This is a genomic window from Amorphus suaedae (genome assembly GCF_053629675.1).
This window is the reverse complement of the sequence record NZ_JBRJIT010000002.1, coordinates 903,658-921,619: the sequence shown is the minus strand read 5'-3', so window position 1 is coordinate 921,619 and position 17,962 is coordinate 903,658. Positions and strand designations below refer to the sequence as shown.

Here is a 17,962-nt window from a genome sequence, read left to right as displayed (position 1 = left end):
CCGCCGAAAGGCGGCCGTCCGGTCCGATCCGGCGTCCGGTCAGCTCTTGTCGAGCTTGCCGTGCAGCGAGAGGGTGAAGTCGGCGCCCATGTACTTGAAGTGCGGCTGGATCGCCATGTTCACCCGGTACCAGCCCGGCTCGCCCTCGACGTCCTCCACCACGATGTCGGCCTTCTTCAGCGGACGCCGCGAGCGGACTTCGGCCGACGGGTTCTCCTGGTCCGACACGTACTGGCGGAGCCACGTCGACAGCTCCTGCTGCAGCTCGTTGCGGTCCTTCCAGCTGCCGATGTTCTCGCGCTGGAGCACCTTCACGTAGTGCGCGAGGCGCGACACCACGAACATGTAGGGAAGCTGCGTGCCGAGCTTGTAGTTGGTCTCAGCGTCGCGGCCCTCGGAGGTCGTTCCGAAGTATTTCGGCTTCTGCACCGAGTTCGCGGAGAAGAAGGCGGCGTTGTCGCTGCCCTTGCGCATGGTGAGCGAGATGAAGCCCTGCTCGGCGAGCTCGTACTCGCGCCGGTCGGAGACAAGCACCTCGGTCGGGATCTTGGTCTGCAGCTGCCCCATGGATTCGAAGTTGTGGAGCGGCAGATCCTCGACGGCGCCACCGGACTGCGGGCCGATGATGTTCGGGCACCAGCGGTACTTGGCGAAGGAGTCGGTGAGACGGGTGGCGAACGCGTAGGACGTGTTGCCCCACAGGTAGTTCTCGGTCTCGCCGGCCGGATCCTCCTCGAAGTCGAAGCTCTTCACCGGCACCGTCTCGCGGCCGTAGGGAAGACGCAGCAGGAAGCGCGGCAGGGTCAGGCCGAAGTAGCGCGAGTCCTCCGATTCCCGGAAGCTCTTCCACTTGGCGTACTTCGGACCCTCGAAGATCGATTCCAGGTCCTTCAGGTTCGGCAGTTCCTCGAACTTGTCGACGCCGAACATCTGCGGCGCGACCGCACCGATCACCGGGGCATGCGACATGGCGCCGACGGCCGCGGTGTACTGCATCAGCTTCACGTCCTGCGGACCAGGACCGAAGTCGTAGTTGGTGATGACCGCACCGAACGGCTGTCCGCCGAACTGGCCGTATTCGGCCGTGTAGACATGCTTGTAGAGACCGGCCTTCACCGTCTCGGGGGCGTCCTCGAAGTCGGTGAGGAGGTCCTCCTTCGAGGCATTCAGCATCTCGATCTTGATGTTCTGGCGGAAGTCGGTCCGGTCGACGACGAACTTCAGCCCGCGCCACGCCGATTCCAGCTTCTGGAAATTCTCCTCGTGCATGATGGCGTTCAGCTGGGCCGACATCTTGCGGTCGATTTCCGCGATCATCTGGTCGACGGCTGAGTTGTTGACCTTCTCGTCGGCGCGGCTCGGCTTCATCAGCTCGGCGATGAGCGCGGCAACGCCCTGCTTGGCGACGTCGTAACCGTCGTCCTCGGGCGCCATCCGGGTCTCTTGCAGGATCTGGTCCAGCAGAGATCCGTCGGTCGTCTCTTCGGTTGTCGCGCCCTGCGACTTCTGGAGTTCGGATTCGGCCATGGCTTGAAGCCCTCGATTACCTGGTTACGCCCATCGGGCGATGTTACTTGTCGCGGACCGTGGGTCCGGTCTGTCACGAGCCGGCGTCAGGCGGCCGGCGCCGAGGCGTTGAACGGGAAGGCAGCAGGCCGTCGGGCCTGCCGCATGGCCCGCCGTACGGTCAGTCCTGCGACCCGCCACCGTCTCCGCGCTTCGCCTCGGTCACCGCCGTGAGTTCCGACAGCAGCTTCTCGCGCTGGTCGGAATCGTCGAGCATCCCCTGGATCATCTTGCGGAAGGCCGGCACGTTGCCGAGCGGCCCCTTCAGCGCGACCAGCGCCTCGCGAAGTTCCAGCAGGCGGTTGAGCTCCGGCACCTGGCGGGCGACGTTCTCGGGCTCGAAATCCTTCAGCGTCTCGAACTTCAGCGAGACGGGCATCTGCTCCGGCTCGGCGCCTTCGGCCGGGTCCTCCAGCTTGTTGTCGACGTTCATGTCGAGGTTCAGGTCATGGCTGCGCATGACGTCGTTGAAGTTGTCCTTGTTGATGTCGGACAGCTTCCGATCCTCGATCGCGGTCTCGTCCGCCTTCAGCGTGTAGTCGCCGAGCATGAGGAGCTTGAGCGGCAGCTCGATCTCCTCCCGCGCATTGCCGGTTGCCGGCTTGTAGCGGATGTTGACGCGTTCCTTAGGTGCAACCGAAGATTCCTTAGACATTTCTCAGCTTCCCCTTCTCGCCGGGCGCCACGGCTTCCCGACCTGTCTAGCCTGCTATCCTGCTTCAAGTCCTACAGAAATCAAACTCCGACCCCGAATGCCCGGGCCGCGTCGACCTGAACGAGATCGACGCGCGCCTGCCCCCTCCGCCGGGCGAGGTCATCCTCGGCGAAGATTGTCGTCGCGCCCTCGTGCTGGAGCGCCCTGAGCCGCGTTTCCGCCGCCATCGCCACCAGGCCCGGATCCCAGTCGGCGAGATCAACCGCGCGAGACCGCGCAATGAGGTGATCGGTCAGGGCCACCGCATCGGCGATGCGCCCCGCGTCCAGGCAAAGCGTCGCCTGGGCGAGCTGCCAGGAGAACCGGTCCCGGCCCGACGGGGCCTTGCTGGCTTCGCTCGCCAGCAGGCCCATCGCCTCGCCGCCCTTGCCGCCCGCCAGCAGGGCCCGGGCGCGCGACACGCCCTCGGCGGTCGGGTCGCCCCCGCCGGAGCCGCCCGATCGGGTGGCCTGCAGCCAGTTCAGCGTGTCGGCGTCGACGAACGGCGTCCCGTCCGAAAAGCTCATGGACGAGAGGTCGGCGAACCGGCTGATGAACACCGCCGTCTGCCCCTCCACCGCGGCGGCGGCCGCCTCGTGGTCGGGGCCGAGCTTGCGCAGCGCGGTTGCCGACCAGCGGCTCGCGGTCAGCCAGAACGGGCTGTCGGACTGCATCTCCTCGGCCTGCTCCACCACCGCCGCGTAACCTCCGGCAGCAAACGTCTGCTCCAGAAACGAGATGGAGTCGCCGTCCGGCGCCGGCAGGCCCGTCCGGCCGTTCTCGACTTCGGGCAGCTCCGCGACGCGGCTCCAGATCGCCGTGCGTGCCAGCGAATAGGACCGCGCGTCGGCGATGCTCGCCTGGCGCAGCATCCGCGCGACCTGGCGCATGGCGTCCGCGAGCTGCGAAACCGCCCGGCCGATGTCGCCGGAGGAAAAATCGACGGACGGTACGGCGCCAGCGCTGCCTCCCGAGGGGGCGGCAGGAGCCGGCGTCGATGCCGGCGGGGCGCTCGCCTGCGCCGGAGCCGTGGACGGGCTGCCTGCGGGCGGCGTCTGCGCGGCGGCGTCCGTGCCGGGCGCGCCGGCATCGGTGCCGCCATCGCTCGCGCTGGCGGCCTGCTCCGCCGCGGCCGACGCACGTTCCCGTTCGGCGGCCGCTGCCTCGAGCCGGCCGCGCGCCGTCGTCGCCAGAGTGCGAAGCGCGCGCACCAGAACCGCGATGGTGGTTTCGAGAGCGAGCTTCTCGTCGAGCGTTTGCGCGATGGACTCAGCCGCCTCGAACGCCGTCACCACCGCGACATCGTCCGACGGACCCGGCGTCTCCTTCTCGACAAGCGGACCGAGGCGCTCCGCCAGCCAGTCGAACACCCCGGCGCGTCCGCGGGCACGGGCCGGCGGCGGCTGCATCTCGTCCCAATAGGTCGTGCACATCCCGTCGAGGATCAGCAGACCCGTGGCCAGGCCGGAAAACCCCTCGGAGCGGAACAGCGCATAGGCGAGCCAGCAGGCGGGCAGCAGGTCCTTGCCCTCCTGCCGGAGAACCGCCAGCGCCCGGTCCCGCACCGCCGGCCAATGGACCGCGGACGGCCCCTCGGTCTCGAGCTTGCGGAACTCGTCCTCGAGCGCGGCAAAGGATTCCCCGTCCCGCACCGGCGCTCCGGCAGGAGCGTCAGGGGATATCGCGTCGACGCCGATCGCGACGCGCGGGTCTTCAAATTGGTCGCGCCAAGCAGACACGATCAGCTCCCCAATACGATTGCCGCCAGGCCGGCGAGGCGGCAGCCCCTTTTAACTCAAGTATCGTTAAAACCGACTGCCGTGACAAATTAGCGAAATGTAACCTTCCAAAACGCTTCGGAACCGCAACTTTTCATTTACGAAACCATCAGCGCAGGTTTGCAGGCGAAAGATCCGGCGGCGGCAACTTTGCCCCGCCGGGTCCGGATGCTGCGGGCGCCGCCGCAGTGGCGGGGGCGGCGGCCGGTGGCTTGTCGATGTTGATCCCGCACTTGCGCGCGAAGGTGCGCGTGGTCTCGGTGGAATCCTTGGCCGAGGCGGTGTCGGTCCAGGAAACCCCGTAGCTCTGCGCATCGACGCCCAGATGGATGGTCACGAGCGCGTTGCGCATGTCCTGGAGCGCGATGTAGATCGCGGCGATATCGCTGTCGTTGGTGTAGGCGACACCCTTCTCACCGAACTGGCGAGCGGTCACGTTCATCGTGTGCTTGGGGCCGCTGTCGGTGCTGGTCCACAGCGTCATCGGGATCGTGCCGAGCACCGCTTCCCAGTTTCCCGACTGAATATACGAGAACGACAGCTTTCCGCCGGGGCCACACTGGGCCTGGAGGGTGTCCGCGCGATCCGCCGCGCCCGTCAGCGTGTAGCCGCCATTCCCATCGGACGTCAGCGACCAGTCCGCGAGCGATGGCGTCGCCGACAGGAGCACCGCCCCGAGCGCGGCCGCACCGGCAAGGATGTGGCCGCGAGCTGCGCGTGGGTTCAAGACAAGCATCGATCCATTCCCTCCCAGCCTCGGCTCAGTCGTAGGGCGTCGCATCAGGCATTGCGAGGGGCCATCGAAGGGGAAACGTGAAAATGATAAACGCGAACCCAACAAACCGCCGAAACGGCACCCCCCATGTTGCCCTCACCGCAAGTCTCGATGCCTTCTGGCAATGCGCCGGATGCGCAATGACGACGGCCAGGGCAGGCAGCCGGTCCGCATGCCGCACCGGCTGCAGTGCGCCCCGGAACGAGATTCCGCGGTGTCATCGCCGTTTCCCACCTTGTGTCATTCCCTTGTCGTCCCTGCACGCCTAGGCTTAGAAGGCGCAAGCCGACAATTCTGACCGGGGGGCAGAAGGATGGACGAAACAGGACTGACGGGCTTCCGGATGATGCCGGCGGCACCGTGCGCGTCAGTCTTGACCTCGCGAGCCTGACGCCGTGCCCGGCATCATCAAGCCCATGCGGCTTGGCATTCTCACCCGGTGCACGCCCCACGAAGGCGGCGCGATCTTCACCGTCACCGCGCTGGGATTCTTCGACCTCCTCGAGCCCGACTACCTCCTCACCGAAATGGGCCTCTGGCCGACCGCAGCCGCGCAGCTTCCGCCCGGTTCGATCCTCGACCTCGGAACACCCAAGCCGAACGGCGAAGTCATCGTCGGCGGCAGCGCCATTCCGCCAGGTGGTCACCCGGTCGACAAGCAGCTCGTCAGCGTCACCGTCGGCCCGATCACCAAGACCGTTCTGGCCATCGGCAACAGGGCCTGGGTGCGGGGCGACCATGGACCGGTGTTCTCCGACCCGATGAAGTTCAAGGCCATCCCGCTGGTGCCGCAGCTTGCGTTCGGCGGCGAGGATGTCGAGGCGAACCCGGTCGGCCGCGGGTCGGGCGCGCGCCAGCTCTTCGAAGCCGGCCACAAGGCGTCGCTTCCCAATCTCGAGGATCCGTCACGCCCCATCCTGGACATCGACGACGCGCCGCCGCCGGCCTGGTTCGGCCCCTACCCGCCCGACGCGCCGCGGCGGAAGCGGCATCTCGGCACCTACAATCGCGCCTACATGAAGACGCACTTCCCCGGCTACCCCGCGGATTTCGATACGCGCTACTTCCTGACGGCGCCGGCGGACCAGCAGCTCGACGGCTACTTCCGTGGCGACGAGCCGATCCGCGTGTCGGGCATGTCGTCCACTCATCCGAAGGTGACCTCGCGGCTTCCCGGCATCCGCGCCCGGGCCTTCATCCAGCGCACCTCGGAGCCCCGGGGCCTGCAGGAACTGGCGATGAAGCTCGACACGGTGTGGATCTTCGGGTCCGTCAACAAGGGGCTCGTCGCCTTTCGCGGCTCCTGCCTGGTCGAGGACATCGAGGGCGACGACGTCGCGGACGTGATGATCGCTTACGAGCGCCTGGAGGATCCGCCCCGCGAAGCGGACCACTACGCCGAAGTCTATCGCCTGCGCCGCCACCCCACCGAGAAAGCCAAGTACCTGCTGGCCGACCACCAGCTCTCGCCGCCGATCGACCCGGCCATCCGGGAGGCGCGGCGGGTCCGCAAGCTGCAGGATTTCGAACGGAGGATGCAGGCCTTCTCGGAAGCCCAGGCTTTCCAGATCCGCAAGCAGCTCGAGGAGCAGGGATTGCCGGAGGCGATGATCCCGACGCTTCCGCTTCCCAAGATCCCTCCCGTCGCGATCCCGACCAAGGATGAGATCGAACGCGGCGAGGCCGACTTCGCCGAAATGCTCGACGACCTCGCCGAGCAGAAGAAGTTCGCGGACACGGTGATGGTGGAGATGGAGGAACTCCGCCGCGACATGATCGCCAAGAGCGGGATGGCCGCTCTCGACGCCCTGCCCTCGCTCGCCGACATCGCGCCGGACATCAAGGCCGACCCCGCTTACGCCGGCGCCCTGGGCGACATCCAGATCGAGGAGGTCGACCGTGCCGCGGTGATGAGCCAGCTCGACCAGTTGATCGAGCAGATGCCGACCCTCGCCGATCGCCCTGCCGAGCAGCAGGCCGAAGTCCACGCCGCGGCGGCGGCCGCCAGGGACCTGCTCTCCGGCAAGATCTACGACAACGCCGACGCGCTCGGCGGGTCGTCCGAGGACCGGTTCGCGCGGGCCCGCGCCCGGGCGCTCGACCTGCCGGAGGCGAAGCCCTTCTTCGAGGCCCGCAAGCAGGTTCAGGAGGCCGCCGCGCGACTGGACGCGGCAGACCTGTCGGACATGCTGTCGGAGGTCCGCGAAGTCGTCGGGCCGGAAACGATCTCCGGCATGCTGGCAATGATGGAAGCCGAAGGCAGCGACCCGGCGACGGTCAGCGCCGCGCGCCAGCAGCTCGCCACCTCGGAGGCGAAGCTCGGTGAGATCCTGCCGATCCTCAAGTCGGACGTCCCGGGCGAAGGCTTCGACGCCCTCCTGTCGGAAATCTCGGCCCACGCGGCCTCGAGCGCGCCCGCCGATCCGGAGGCGATGGTGCGCGAGTTCACGGCGATGTTCGATCTGATGGAGCCCCTCGCCATCGAGGGGAACCGAAAGCTCCGGCTCGTGTCGCTGGAGCCGATCGAGCCGCAGCCGCCGCTGGATGCGGACAGCGCCAGGCGTCTCGGAAGGCTGATCCTGGACGAGATCGGCATCCACGACCTGGCCGGCCGCGACCTGGCCGGAGCCGACCTGGCCGGCGCCGACCTGTCGGGCGCCGATCTCACCGGGACGATGCTCGACGCCGCCAACCTCGAGGGCGCGAAGCTTGCCGGCGTGAAGGCCCATCGCACGGCGTTCACCGGCGCCAATCTGAAGGGCGCGGACTTCCACGGCGCCGAGCTGATCGATGCGAACCTCGCCTCGGCCAGGATGAACGGCGCGAACTTCGCCAAGGCCCGGATCGAGCGTCCGCACCTGATGCTGGCCACCCTGGACGACGTGGACCTGGAGGGCACCACGCTGGTGCGCTGGACGGTGGCCAACCAGAGCTTCGCGGGCGTCTCGTTCAACGGCGCCCATCTGTCCGAATGCACCTTCATGCGATGCATCTTCGACAGGGCGCGCTTCAAGAAGGCGCACCTCTTCAAGACCTCGTTCCTCGAGGGCAGTGCCGTGGGCGTTCGCTTCAAGGGCGCCCACCTGCTCAAGGTCGGCTTCATCAAGCTGCCGCTCGACGAGGCCATCTTCGACAAGGCGACCATCCGCGAGAGCGGCTTCATCGGCGAGCCGTCGATGCAGCACGCCAGCTTCTTCGCGGTCCACGCCTTAAAGTCGAGCTGGATGACGGCCGACCTGTTCCGCAGCTGTTTCCTGCGCGCCGATCTCAGGTCCTGCAACTTCATGATGTCCGAGGTCCGCCACAGCGATTTCCGGCTCGCGTCGCTGCGCGACTCGCTGTTGATGCGCGCCGACTTCCGGGAAAGCGACTTCTCCGGCGCAAACCTGATGGGGGTTCAGTTCCGCAAGGCGAACCTGTCGTTTGCCTGCCTGCGGAATGCCAACGCCTATCAGGCGGACTTCTCTCTCGCTAAGCTCGTCGGAGCGGACCTGCACGACGCCCACCTGGTACAGACCGCCTTCCGCACTCCGGAATCCATGGCCTGAAACAGTCGACCGACCGGACTCTGCCACGACCAGGAGTTGCCCGATGCCCCTTCCCGCCCATGTCGCCTCGGTACCAGGTTCAGGCGCAGCACCTCTCGGCTATCTGCGGCTCGGCGGCTACCAGGCCACCGAGGCCGCGGAAAAGACCGGCTCGCTCACCGCCGGCGACGGCGTCTACCTGACGACGTCCGCCAACTACGTCACCGACGTGGCCGGGGCGGTCTACATCGAGGCGGGCAACGGCATGTCGGTGAAGGGCAACAAGACCATCACCATCACCGACGCCGGCGAGACCAGCCTGCGCGCGATGACAGTCGGGGTCGCCGCATCGAAGTCGCCGAAGACCGGCGACAACAACATCTCGCTTGCCGCCAGCGGCGACGTCACGCTGGAAGCCGTCACAGGCATCGAGGTCACCTGCCAGCGGCTGGTCTACGTCGTGAACCAGAATCTCAAGATCAGTACCCAGGACAAGGGTTCGGCCAACTACGCGACCCAGACCCTGTTCACGATGGGCGGGAAGAACGCGATCAGCCTGATCAACAACAGCGAGATCACGGCGTTCCTCCGGTGGGAACCCGGCATCTTCGACCACAAGTTCACGATCGGCGACTTCGCGGCCGTCGTCGTGCGGGGCGCCGGCGCCCTCAACAAGACCGAGAACTTCGGCGTGCGGGCCTTCATGACCGCGCTGTTCCTGCCCTTCAAGGCCTCCGCGGCGAACACGATCGTGGCGGAAGACGAGGAAGACATGGTCGTGGTCGACCAGTCGGTGCTGAACTCCTCGCAAAGCGGGGCGGTCAGCGAGAACAACGTCGTGTCTGTCGAATCCGCCCCCATCTCGTCCAACTGATCCCCCCACGCAGGCGCCCGCACGGAGACCGACGATGAGCAGCATGCGGAAGTGGACCGAGGACGGCGGCAAGACGACCGCCTATCTGCGCCTCGGCAACTACCTGCCCGACGAAGACACGCTGAAGCCATCGCAATACACCGGCACCTTCAGCGCATCGGACGGCATCCTCATGGCGACGTCCGGCGACTGGTATCTCAAGACCGACAAGGCGATCGAGGTCGAGCTCCAGGGCGACGCCACCCTTCACATCGGCGATTTCGCGACCGACACGGACAAGCACCTGAAGATCGATGTGCTGGAAGGCGACAAGACCGTCAGCAGGTACACCGACGCGAACGGCTTCACCCACACCACCACCACCTTCAGCGGCGAGTCCGGCACCCTCAAGGGCTCGAGTGTTGCGCTGAACGCCGTCACCGACGCGACGAGCGGCAAGACGGCCCCGACCGGGACGCTGGTGCTCAATGCCTCGGACAAGATCATCGTGAACTCGGACGGAATGAGCAGGTTCACCGCCGGGGTGGACGTCGCCGTCAAGAACAAGACGACCTCGACGTTCGGCTCCAACGTCCTCCAGTTCAATCTCGGCTTCGTGAATTCCATCGTCATCGGGATGCAGGGAAAGATCGTCACCGGCCTGAACACCGGTGCGATGGTCGGACTGCGCAGCGCGTTTCGCCTTCACGACTCGAAGATCACGGTGAACGACGCGACGTTCTGTTACGGCAAGAACGAAATCGTCCTCTACAAGAAGGAAAACACGGGGATGAAAGGCTTCCTCATCGGGTGCACCGCCGGAGTCGGCGCGATCTTCCAGTACAAGAGCATGACGAAGACTTCCCAGCAGACCCTCGGCAATAAGTCGGAGGGTGGCTCCGTGCGCCTGCGGATGGCGGGCGTGAAATCGAAAACGCTGTCCTCAAGCATGGGCGTCCGCAACTCGACATAGGGCTTGCGACCAGGTCCGCACCCCGGCCGGCGAGACGTGGGCCAGGGTGAGGCTCCCGAGCGGGCCTGTTCGGGTCGCTTCGAACGGACGGGCTCAAGGTGACAACGGCGCCGCCGGACGGCGCGCGGATCGTCAGGAAGGTTGGAACATGGGCAAGACGCTTCGCGTGGACGTTGCGGCGGGCAAGGGCAAATCCGCCGGCTATCTGCGGCTCGGGTCCTACGTGTCCGACGAGACCGTCTTCCCCGGCAATTTCACCGGCGACAAGAAGACGAGCCACGGCGTCCTGATGACGACGACGGGCAGCTTCACCCTCACGGCCGGCAAGGACGGTTACGTCGAGACGGACAAGAGCGTCGACATCACGGTGAAGAAAGGCGCCTTTTCGATCGAGGCGGCGGATGCGCTGAGCATCACCTCCAGGAGCCTCTATCTTCAGTCCGGCAAGCTGATCGAGGAGAACTCCGCCGTTCCCACCGTCCCCGCAGGTCAGGCGAAAATCGACACGGCGTTCGAATTCCTCACCGACTCCGCCACGGGAAACATCAACATCATCTGCCCGGCCTCCGGCTACAAGAAGAACATCTCGACCGGCTTCGAGGAGATCTGGGGCAACCAGGAAAAGTCCAACGGCAACGCCAACACCGTCGTGCTCGGCTCGCTGCTGGACGTTCCGATCGGCGTCTATCCGTCCTTCGACACCTGGGCGATCAAGCTGCGCGGCCAGGAAACCAAGAACGCCGTCAGCGCATCGACCGCCGCAGTTGTGAAAAGCGGCGCGTACATCACGACGGTGGAGAACAAGTCGCTGCGCAGCACGGCCGGTCTGGTGTTCATGACCACACTCATCGCCGCGGTGAAGAGCGAGATCGCGTCCTTCAAGGCGACCATGGCCGAACTGAACAACTTCAGCATCGAGATCACCCAGGAAGAGATCGATGCCGATCTGTTCGGGGTTCGCCAGGACGCGAATGCCACGGTGGATATCCGCTCGGTCTAGAGCCTTTCCGATCGGGTCCACGGGAACCTCGACAGTCCGGCAAGGCGCCGCGAGCCCTCCGCCGCGCGGGCCTCACGCCCGCCCTGCCGCTCAGGCGGGCTGATCCGCCAGCGCCCTGAGAACCGCGTCCGTCGTGCGCTGCACGTGCACACCGATCACGGCAACGGCCTTGTCCACGTCGCGGTCCATCGCCGCCTCGAAGAGCGCCTTGTGCTCCTCGTTGATGTCCCGGGTCATCATCGTCTTCATCCGCGACAGACGCCGGTAGCGCTCGTGCTGGTCGAACATCAGCTGGCGCATCCATTGCAGCCAGCGTGAGTCGCACGCCGCGACCAGCGCGGTATGGAACTGGTTGTTTCGAAGTTCCCACTCGGGAAGCTCGTCGATGCCCTGGTTCAACCGACGCTCGATCTGTTCGAGTCGGTGATATGCCGTGATCAGGTTGGTTTCCCACGCCTCGTTGCCGGCCGGAATCGACAGCGCAAGCGCCTGGGCCTCCAGCACCTTCCGGAGGTCTCCGATCTCGCGCGCATCCTTCACCGACATCATCGCTACGCGGCAGCCGCGCTGGCCTTCCAGCTCGACAAGCTGGTCGCTCGACAGCTTCGCCAGCGCCTCACGCAACGGACCGGCCCCGAGGCCGTAGCGCTCCTGCAGCATCTGTATCTTGAGCTTCAGGCCCGGCTGCAGATCGCCGGCGACGATGTCTTCGCGAATGCGCCGATACGCCCGTTCGGCCAGCGTCTTCTCAGGCCCTTCGTAGCGGCCGTTGGCCAGCGTATCGATCATTCTGCGTCCGTTCTCGCGCGCCGCTCAGCCATGTGCCGGCGCGATCCCAGTCGGCTCCCGGGAGCGCCGAGCGCAGCGCCTTGTGAGCCGACATCCAGCAATCAGATCCCACATTCTACGATATTTCTAGAGAGACGAACGAGCACCCGCAATCTCGATAATCAAATTGACAGTCGAATAATTTTGATATTTTTCACAACGAAGCCGCTCGCTGAAGGCGCGAAGACGAACAGGGAGAACGCGGCATGGGGATGAACGGGGTTGCGGGTGCGATGGCATGGCCGACGCTTTGAGTGACGTCGACGCCGGCCACAAGGCCACGCTTTCGCCGGTGCGGACCGGCTGGCTCACACGCGTCAGCGATGCGATCGCCGCGATCGATTCCTGGCTGGCGGGCCTGCTGGTCGCCATCATCTTCTGCCTGCTGATCGTCAACGCGGGCACCCGCGCCTTCGGAACGCCGGTCATCTGGATCGACGAACTCGCCATCTACGCGATGATCTGGGCGGCCTTCCTCGGCAGCTCGGCGGGGCTTCCGCGGCGCGAGCACATCGCGGTGAGCCTCCTGCCCGATGCGCTGCCGCCGAAGCGGCGCGCCATCCTGCAGATCGTCGTCGACACGCTCGTCCTCGCCTTCGTCGTCGCTCTCGGGCTCATCGTCTGGCGCTGGTTCGACCCGCTGACGGTGATGGCCTCGGAGACGCTGCGCGCCTTCTCCAAGGCGACCTTCAACTTCATCTACACCGAGCCGACCACGACCATCGGCATGCGCAAGGTCTGGTTCTGGCTGGTGATGCCCTACGCGTGCGTGACCATGCTCATCCATGCGGCGCGCAACCTGGCCAACAGCATCACCGTCCTGCAGGAGACCGCCTGATGTTCGTCGCCGGCTCCTTCGTCACCCTCATCGGCATCGGCTTTCCGATCGCCTTCGCGCTGGCCGCAACTGCGATGATCTACATCATGGCCAGCGGCAACACGGTGCTGCTGCAGTCCTACGCCCAGCAGATGTTCGGCGGGCTGGAGAACTACGGCCTGCTCGCGCTGCCGCTCTTCATCCTGCTGGGCGAGATCATGAACTCCGGCGGCATCGGCCGGCGGCTGATGATGCTGTCGCTGGCGCTGCTCGGCCGCATCAAGGGCGGCCTCGCCTACGTGAACCTCGTCGCCAACATGTTCATGGCGTCGATCCTCGGCTCCGCCGTCGCCCAGATCACCATCATGTCGAAGATGGCCGTGCCGGAGATGGAGCGCGCCGGCTACCCGCGCGACGTCTCGGTCGCCATCACCGCCGCCAGCAGCGTGCTCGCGCCGATCATCCCGCCCTCGATGATGTTCATCATCTTCGGGGTGATCGCCCAGATCCCGATCGGCGACCTCTTCATCGCCGGTGTGGTGCCCGGCTTCCTGCTGTTCGGCGCCTTCATCGTCGTCATCGCCTGGCTCGGCCACAAGCACGCCTTCCCGACGACCGAGGCGATGAGCCTGAAGGGCCGCGTGCTGGCGCTGCGCGACGCGCTTCCGGCGCTGCTCATCCCCGCCATCATCATCGGCACGATCCTCGGCGGCATCGCGACGCCCACCGAGGCCGCCGCGATCGCCACCCTGATGGCGATGCTGATCGGGCTGTTCATCTACCGCGACATGAGCGTGAGGGACCTGTTCCCGAGCTTCGTGCGCGCCGCGCGCAGCTCGGCGATCGTGCTGTTCCTGATCGCCGCGGCCCAGGTGTTCTCCTGGGTCATCACGTTCGAGAACCTGCCGGCGCTGGTCGCGGCCTGGCTGGCCTCCCTCACCCAGTCGCCTCTGGTCTTCCTCCTGCTCCTCAACGTGCTGCTGCTGCTCCTCGGCATGATCACCGACCCGATCCCGGCGATCATCCTCGTGGTGCCGGTCCTGCTTCCGGTGGCGATCGACACTTACGGCATCGACCCGTTCCAGTTCGGCGTCATCGTCTGCCTCAACCTCACCCTCGGGCTTCTGACGCCGCCTGTCGGCACCGGGCTGTTCACCGCCGCCTTGATGGGCGGGGTCCGGGCGGAACGGATCGCCTGGCTGATCATCCCGTTCTTCCTCGCCTCCGCCGTCGTCATCGTCCTGCTGTCGCTGTTTCCCCCGCTCACCATCGGACTGAAGGCGCTGCTCGGATGACCGCGACCCAGCGCATCGCCGTGCTCGGCGGCGGCACCATCGGCTGCGGATGGGCGGTGATGTTCGCCGCGGCGGGCCACGAGACGGTCGTGATCGATCCCGACGCCGCCGTGAGCGAACGCCTCGCCGCGACGTGGTCAGCGGCCCTCCCGGTGCTCGACCGCCTGGGCCAGCACGTCGCCGGGGCTTCCCCGCCGACCCGGGTCGCGACCTGCGCCGCGCTGCCGTTCCAGCCCGACTTCGTGCAGGAGGCGCTGCCGGAACGGATGGCGCTCAAGCGCACCGCGCTGGCCGAGCTGGAAGCCTGCATCGGGGCCGACACGATCATCGCCACGAGCTCCTCCGGCCTGTCGGTCTCCGAGCTTCAGGACGGCATGGTCCACCCCGAGCGCATGGTGCTCGGGCATCCGTGCAACCCGCCCTATCTGATGCCGACCGTGGAGATCTGCGCCGGCGCACAGACCGCCCCGCACGTGCTCGGCAGCGTGGCCGCCTTCTACGACAACCTCGGCAAGGTGGTGCTCACCGTGCGCCGCGAGGCGCCCGGCCATCTCGTCAACCGGCTGCAGGCGGCGCTGTGGCGCGAGGCCGTCCACATCGCCAGCGAGGGAATCGCCTCGGTGCAGGACGTGGAGCGGGCGGTGACCGACGGCCTGGGCGCGCGCTGGGCCGTGGTCGGCCCCACGACGATCTTCCACCTCGCCGGCGGCCCCGCCGGATTGCCGAAATTTCTCGACGACCTCGGCGACGACGTGGAGCGCTGGTGGGCGAGCCTTGGCACGCCGACCCTGGACGCCCGCACCCGCGCGATCCTGGTCGAGGGAATGACCGAGGTGGCCGCCGGACGCAGCCCCGCCGACATCGGCGCCGAGCGCGACCGCGTCATGCTCGACCTGATCGACTGCCTGAAAACCAACAAGGGTCCGTCTTCGCGACCCTGCCCCAACGGAGGAAACTCATGAAGCGTCGTCTCACCCTCGCGCCCGTCGTCGCGGCCGCCGCCCTTCTCGCGGCCGGCGTGCCGGCCTCGGCCAAGGATTACCGGCTCGGCCTGATCACGCCGCCGTCGCACCAGTGGACCATCACCGCGACGGAGATGTCGAAGGCTCTGAACGAAGAGACCGACGGCCGCGTCAACATCCTGATCTTCCCGAGCGGGCAGCTCGGCAACGAGGCGCAGATGCTGCAGCAGATGCAGACCGGCGCACTCGACTTCGCCTTCCTGACGCTCGGCGAGTTCGCCAACCGCGACCCGAACTACGGCATCTTCCTCGCCCCCTACATCGTCGACGACGTCGCCGGTGCGCGGAAGCTGCTGCAGGGCGAGACGGCCAACAAGCTCCTCGACCAGGTGGACCAGTTCGGCCTGGTGGGCCTCGGCTACGGCATGGCCGGCATGCGCGAGATCGTCATGGCCGACAAGGTCGAGACGGTCGACGACCTGGTCGGCAAGAAGATCCGCACCATCCCGTTCGCCCCGGAACTCGACTTCTGGAAGAAGCTCGGCGCCGCGCCGACCCCGATGCCGCTGCCGGCGCTCTACGACGCCTTCGCCAACGGCCAGGTGGACGGCATGCAGATCGACTTCGAAGGCACCTGGAACTCCAAGTACTACGATCACGCTGGCACCATCATCGAATCCAACCACATGATGTTCCCGATGATCGCGGTTGCCTCCGGGCGGAGCTGGCAGCAGATCGAGGCCGGTGACCGTGCCAAGATCGAAGCCGCCTTCGACAAGTACCTCGACGAGCTGGTCGCCTCCTACGAAGGCATCGATGCGGACTACCTGGCGAAGCTGAAGGGCACCGACGTGCCGGTGATCACCGTCGACCGCGCCTTCTTCGGACCTGCCATCGACGAGTGGTACGTGACGTGGCGCGAGAAGTCCCCGATGCTCGTCGAGCTCGAGGCGGAAGCGGACAAGATCAAGAACTGATCGGTCGACCGGCGGCCGCGCACCCGGTGTGCGGCCGCCCAATGCCAAGCAATCTCGGGAGGACGGGGATGTCGGAGACGGTGACTTTTCGGGACCTGCGCTATGTCCGCGTCGCGGTCGACGGGCTGGCCGCGCCGGCTGCCTTCGCGCGCGACACCCTCGGGCTTGAGCCGGCGGGCGCCGACAACGGCCGCGCCTATTTCCGCTCCGATGCCCGCGGCTATTCCGTCTGCTTCACCGAGGCCGGCGACGAAAACGCCATCGCCCTGACCGTCGCCAACGAGGCGGATCTCGCGACCGTCGCCGGTCGCCTGGAGGGCGCCGGTTTCCCGGTCCACTCTCTCGACGACGCCGACTGCGCCGCCCGCAAGATCAAGCGCGGCATCGCCACCCGCGCCCCGAACGGCACCGTCGTGGAGTTCGTCTGGCGGCCGCTGACCTCGGGATGGCGGTACCACGGACCGCGCGATGCCGGCATCGTCGAGCTGTCGTCGGTGTCCCTCGCCTGCCGCGACATCGCCGCCAACGAAGCCTTCTGGACCCGCGCCGTCGGGCTTGCGGTTTCCGACTGGGCCGGCGACGCGGCCTTCCTGCGCCTCGACGATGCCCACCACCGCATCGTTCTCTATCCCTCCGCTAACGACGGCCTCCTCGGCATCGACTTCGCCGTGGAGGGCATGAACAACGTGATGCAGAACTTCTACTTCTTCCAGGGCCTGCAGCTGCCGATCGTGCACGGCCCCGGCCGCCAGCCGACCTCGGGCAAGAAGTTCGTCACCACCCGTGGCCCCGCCGGGCTCCTGTTCTCATATTCGACCGAGATGGATCGCGGCGCCGCGCTGGACGGCCGCGTTCCCCGGCAGTTCCCCGCCGCGCCGTCGTCCCATTGCGCCTGGGGATCCCCGACCACCCAGCCGGAGTTTCTGGGAGACAACCTTTAGGTCCGCCGCCCGGACGGCTCCGCCGGCGGCGGAGTGCCGGACGCAAGCAACCGATCGAACCGCGGCCCCAACGGCGCGGCCGATGCAGAGATCCAAGGAGGATTTCCGATGATCGAGCTCAAGGACGTCGTCTACTGCCGCCTCGGCACCCGCGACATCGAAGGCGCGGAGTGGTTTGCCGTGAACATCCTCGGCCTCGAAGTGGCCGAGCGCCAGCGCGGGTCGGTCCACTTCAAGTCGGACAGCCGCTCCCACACGCTCTGCTATTTCGACGGCGATCCCGACGAGCAGGTCACCGCCTTCGAAGTGGCGGGCACCTCCGAGCTGCAGGCCGCAGCCGCGACCCTGGAACGGCTCGGCCACCCGGTCCACGCCGGCACGGCGGAGGAATGCGCGGTCCGCCACGTCCGCGAGTTCATCCGCTTCACCGACCCGACCGGCAACGGGATCGAGCTGGTGGTGCGGCCGGACCAGTCGGCCCAGCGCTATCACGGCACCCGCGACGCCGGCATCACCGGCTTCAGCCACGTCGGGCTGTGCACCACGGACGCCGCCCGCGACGAGAAGTTCTGGACCACCGTCTGCAACGCCCGCGTCTCCGACCGGATCGGCGATGCGCCGCTGATGCGGCTCGGCGCGATCCACCACTCGATCGCGCTGTTCCCGTTCCACAAGCCCGGCATCCAGCACATCAACCACCAGGTGGAAGCGACCGACGACATCCAGCGCTCCCTCAACTTGCTGCGGGACCGCCAGATCAACATCACCTTCGGTCCCGGCCGGCATCCGACCTCGTCGGCCCAGTTCCTCTACTTCTCCGGCCCCGACGGGATGACCTTCGAATATTCCACCGGCGTCTGCGAGATCCACGACGAGCCCATGTGGCGCGACCGGCAGTTCGCCTTCGAGCCCGTCGGCTTCTGCCAGTGGGGCGCCAAGCCGCGCATCGCCGCCTTCGGCGACTGATTGTTCCGAA

15 protein-coding genes are annotated in these 17,962 nt (G+C 66.8%); 10 read left to right on the top strand and 5 right to left on the bottom strand.

Features of this window, described 5'->3' with window-relative positions; translation table 11 throughout:
* Positions 1 to 39: 39 nt before the first annotated feature.
* The 4 genes from tssC to AB7M35_RS17965 form a co-directional block, all read right to left on the bottom strand.
* Complete coding sequence (tssC, locus tag AB7M35_RS17980) at positions 40 to 1,527, bottom strand: type VI secretion system contractile sheath large subunit (protein ID WP_453961792.1); 1,488 nt, start codon at positions 1,525 to 1,527, stop codon at positions 40 to 42.
* Positions 1,528 to 1,687: 160 nt separating this feature from the next.
* A complete protein-coding gene (tssB, locus tag AB7M35_RS17975) occupies positions 1,688 to 2,221 on the bottom strand; it encodes a type VI secretion system contractile sheath small subunit (RefSeq protein ID WP_453961791.1) in 534 nt (177 codons plus the stop codon).
* Positions 2,222 to 2,301: 80 nt separating this feature from the next.
* Entirely contained in the window at positions 2,302 to 3,999 is a 1,698-nt protein-coding gene (locus tag AB7M35_RS17970) for a TssA family type VI secretion system protein (RefSeq protein ID WP_453961790.1), read from the bottom strand.
* Positions 4,000 to 4,147: 148 nt separating this feature from the next.
* Complete coding sequence (locus tag AB7M35_RS17965; RefSeq protein ID WP_453961789.1) at positions 4,148 to 4,774, bottom strand: hypothetical protein; 627 nt, start codon at positions 4,772 to 4,774, stop codon at positions 4,148 to 4,150.
* A gap of 434 nt (positions 4,775 to 5,208) precedes the next feature.
* Between AB7M35_RS17965 and AB7M35_RS17960 the strand changes: the two genes are divergently transcribed.
* From AB7M35_RS17960 to AB7M35_RS17945, 4 genes are all read left to right on the top strand, one after another.
* Entirely contained in the window at positions 5,209 to 8,361 is a 3,153-nt protein-coding gene (locus AB7M35_RS17960; RefSeq protein WP_453961788.1) for a DUF2169 family type VI secretion system accessory protein, read from the top strand.
* 43 nt (positions 8,362 to 8,404) lie between these two features.
* Positions 8,405 to 9,214, top strand: coding sequence for a hypothetical protein (locus AB7M35_RS17955; protein WP_453961787.1), 810 nt, complete (start codon positions 8,405 to 8,407; stop codon positions 9,212 to 9,214).
* Between the two features lie 34 nt (positions 9,215 to 9,248).
* Positions 9,249 to 10,166, top strand: coding sequence for a hypothetical protein (locus tag AB7M35_RS17950; protein ID WP_453961786.1), 918 nt, complete (start codon positions 9,249 to 9,251; stop codon positions 10,164 to 10,166).
* A gap of 148 nt (positions 10,167 to 10,314) precedes the next feature.
* On the top strand, positions 10,315 to 11,166 hold the full coding sequence (locus AB7M35_RS17945) for a hypothetical protein (RefSeq protein WP_453961785.1): 852 nt from the start codon (positions 10,315 to 10,317) through the stop codon (positions 11,164 to 11,166).
* Positions 11,167 to 11,256: 90 nt separating this feature from the next.
* Here the strand turns inward: AB7M35_RS17945 and AB7M35_RS17940 are convergent, their stop codons facing one another.
* A complete protein-coding gene (locus AB7M35_RS17940; RefSeq protein WP_453961784.1) occupies positions 11,257 to 11,955 on the bottom strand; it encodes a GntR family transcriptional regulator in 699 nt (232 codons plus the stop codon).
* A 277-nt stretch (positions 11,956 to 12,232) separates the two neighbouring features.
* On the opposite strand from AB7M35_RS17940, the gene AB7M35_RS17935 reads away from it, so the two are divergent.
* The 6 genes from AB7M35_RS17935 (at position 12,233) to AB7M35_RS17910 (ending at position 17,952) form a co-directional block, all read left to right on the top strand.
* Positions 12,233 to 12,832: a TRAP transporter small permease gene (locus AB7M35_RS17935; protein WP_453961783.1), complete on the top strand. Its 600-nt coding sequence runs from the start codon at positions 12,233 to 12,235 to the stop codon at positions 12,830 to 12,832.
* Positions 12,832 to 14,106, top strand: a complete 1,275-nt coding sequence (locus AB7M35_RS17930) for a TRAP transporter large permease (RefSeq protein ID WP_453961782.1) — start codon at positions 12,832 to 12,834, stop codon at positions 14,104 to 14,106. Before AB7M35_RS17935 ends, AB7M35_RS17930 begins: the two co-directional genes overlap by 1 nt.
* A complete protein-coding gene (locus AB7M35_RS17925; protein ID WP_453961781.1) occupies positions 14,103 to 15,068 on the top strand; it encodes a 3-hydroxyacyl-CoA dehydrogenase family protein in 966 nt (321 codons plus the stop codon). The genes AB7M35_RS17930 and AB7M35_RS17925 overlap by 4 nt, the downstream gene beginning before the upstream one ends.
* Positions 15,065 to 16,045 (top strand): TRAP transporter substrate-binding protein, encoded by a 981-nt coding sequence (locus tag AB7M35_RS17920; RefSeq protein WP_453961780.1) that lies wholly within the window; start codon positions 15,065 to 15,067, stop codon positions 16,043 to 16,045. Before AB7M35_RS17925 ends, AB7M35_RS17920 begins: the two co-directional genes overlap by 4 nt.
* 68 nt (positions 16,046 to 16,113) lie before the next feature.
* Positions 16,114 to 16,986, top strand: coding sequence for a VOC family protein (locus AB7M35_RS17915; protein ID WP_453961779.1), 873 nt, complete (start codon positions 16,114 to 16,116; stop codon positions 16,984 to 16,986).
* 108 nt (positions 16,987 to 17,094) lie between these two features.
* Positions 17,095 to 17,952 carry a VOC family protein gene (locus tag AB7M35_RS17910; protein WP_453961778.1) on the top strand — a complete coding sequence of 286 codons (858 nt, stop codon included), beginning with the start codon at positions 17,095 to 17,097 and terminating at the stop codon, positions 17,950 to 17,952.
* The last annotated feature ends 10 nt before the right edge of the window (positions 17,953 to 17,962 follow it).

What these genes read in the sequence shown, in the direction of transcription:
- AB7M35_RS17910 (WP_453961778.1), top strand. Translation starts at nt 17,095, where the DNA reads ATGATCGAGCTCAAGGACGTCGTCTACTGCCGCCTCGGCACCCGCGAC.
- AB7M35_RS17940 (WP_453961784.1), bottom strand. Translation starts at nt 11,955, where the DNA reads ATGATCGATACGCTGGCCAACGGCCGCTACGAAGGGCCTGAGAAGACG.
- AB7M35_RS17925 (WP_453961781.1), top strand. Translation starts at nt 14,103, where the DNA reads ATGACCGCGACCCAGCGCATCGCCGTGCTCGGCGGCGGCACCATCGGC.
- tssC (WP_453961792.1), bottom strand. Translation starts at nt 1,527, where the DNA reads ATGGCCGAATCCGAACTCCAGAAGTCGCAGGGCGCGACAACCGAAGAG.
- AB7M35_RS17920 (WP_453961780.1), top strand. Translation starts at nt 15,065, where the DNA reads ATGAAGCGTCGTCTCACCCTCGCGCCCGTCGTCGCGGCCGCCGCCCTT.
- tssB (WP_453961791.1), bottom strand. Translation starts at nt 2,221, where the DNA reads ATGTCTAAGGAATCTTCGGTTGCACCTAAGGAACGCGTCAACATCCGC.
- AB7M35_RS17955 (WP_453961787.1), top strand. Translation starts at nt 8,405, where the DNA reads ATGCCCCTTCCCGCCCATGTCGCCTCGGTACCAGGTTCAGGCGCAGCA.
- AB7M35_RS17950 (WP_453961786.1), top strand. Translation starts at nt 9,249, where the DNA reads ATGAGCAGCATGCGGAAGTGGACCGAGGACGGCGGCAAGACGACCGCC.
- AB7M35_RS17930 (WP_453961782.1), top strand. Translation starts at nt 12,832, where the DNA reads ATGTTCGTCGCCGGCTCCTTCGTCACCCTCATCGGCATCGGCTTTCCG.
- AB7M35_RS17945 (WP_453961785.1), top strand. Translation starts at nt 10,315, where the DNA reads ATGGGCAAGACGCTTCGCGTGGACGTTGCGGCGGGCAAGGGCAAATCC.
- AB7M35_RS17915 (WP_453961779.1), top strand. Translation starts at nt 16,114, where the DNA reads ATGTCGGAGACGGTGACTTTTCGGGACCTGCGCTATGTCCGCGTCGCG.
- AB7M35_RS17935 (WP_453961783.1), top strand. Translation starts at nt 12,233, where the DNA reads ATGGCCGACGCTTTGAGTGACGTCGACGCCGGCCACAAGGCCACGCTT.
- AB7M35_RS17965 (WP_453961789.1), bottom strand. Translation starts at nt 4,774, where the DNA reads ATGCTTGTCTTGAACCCACGCGCAGCTCGCGGCCACATCCTTGCCGGT.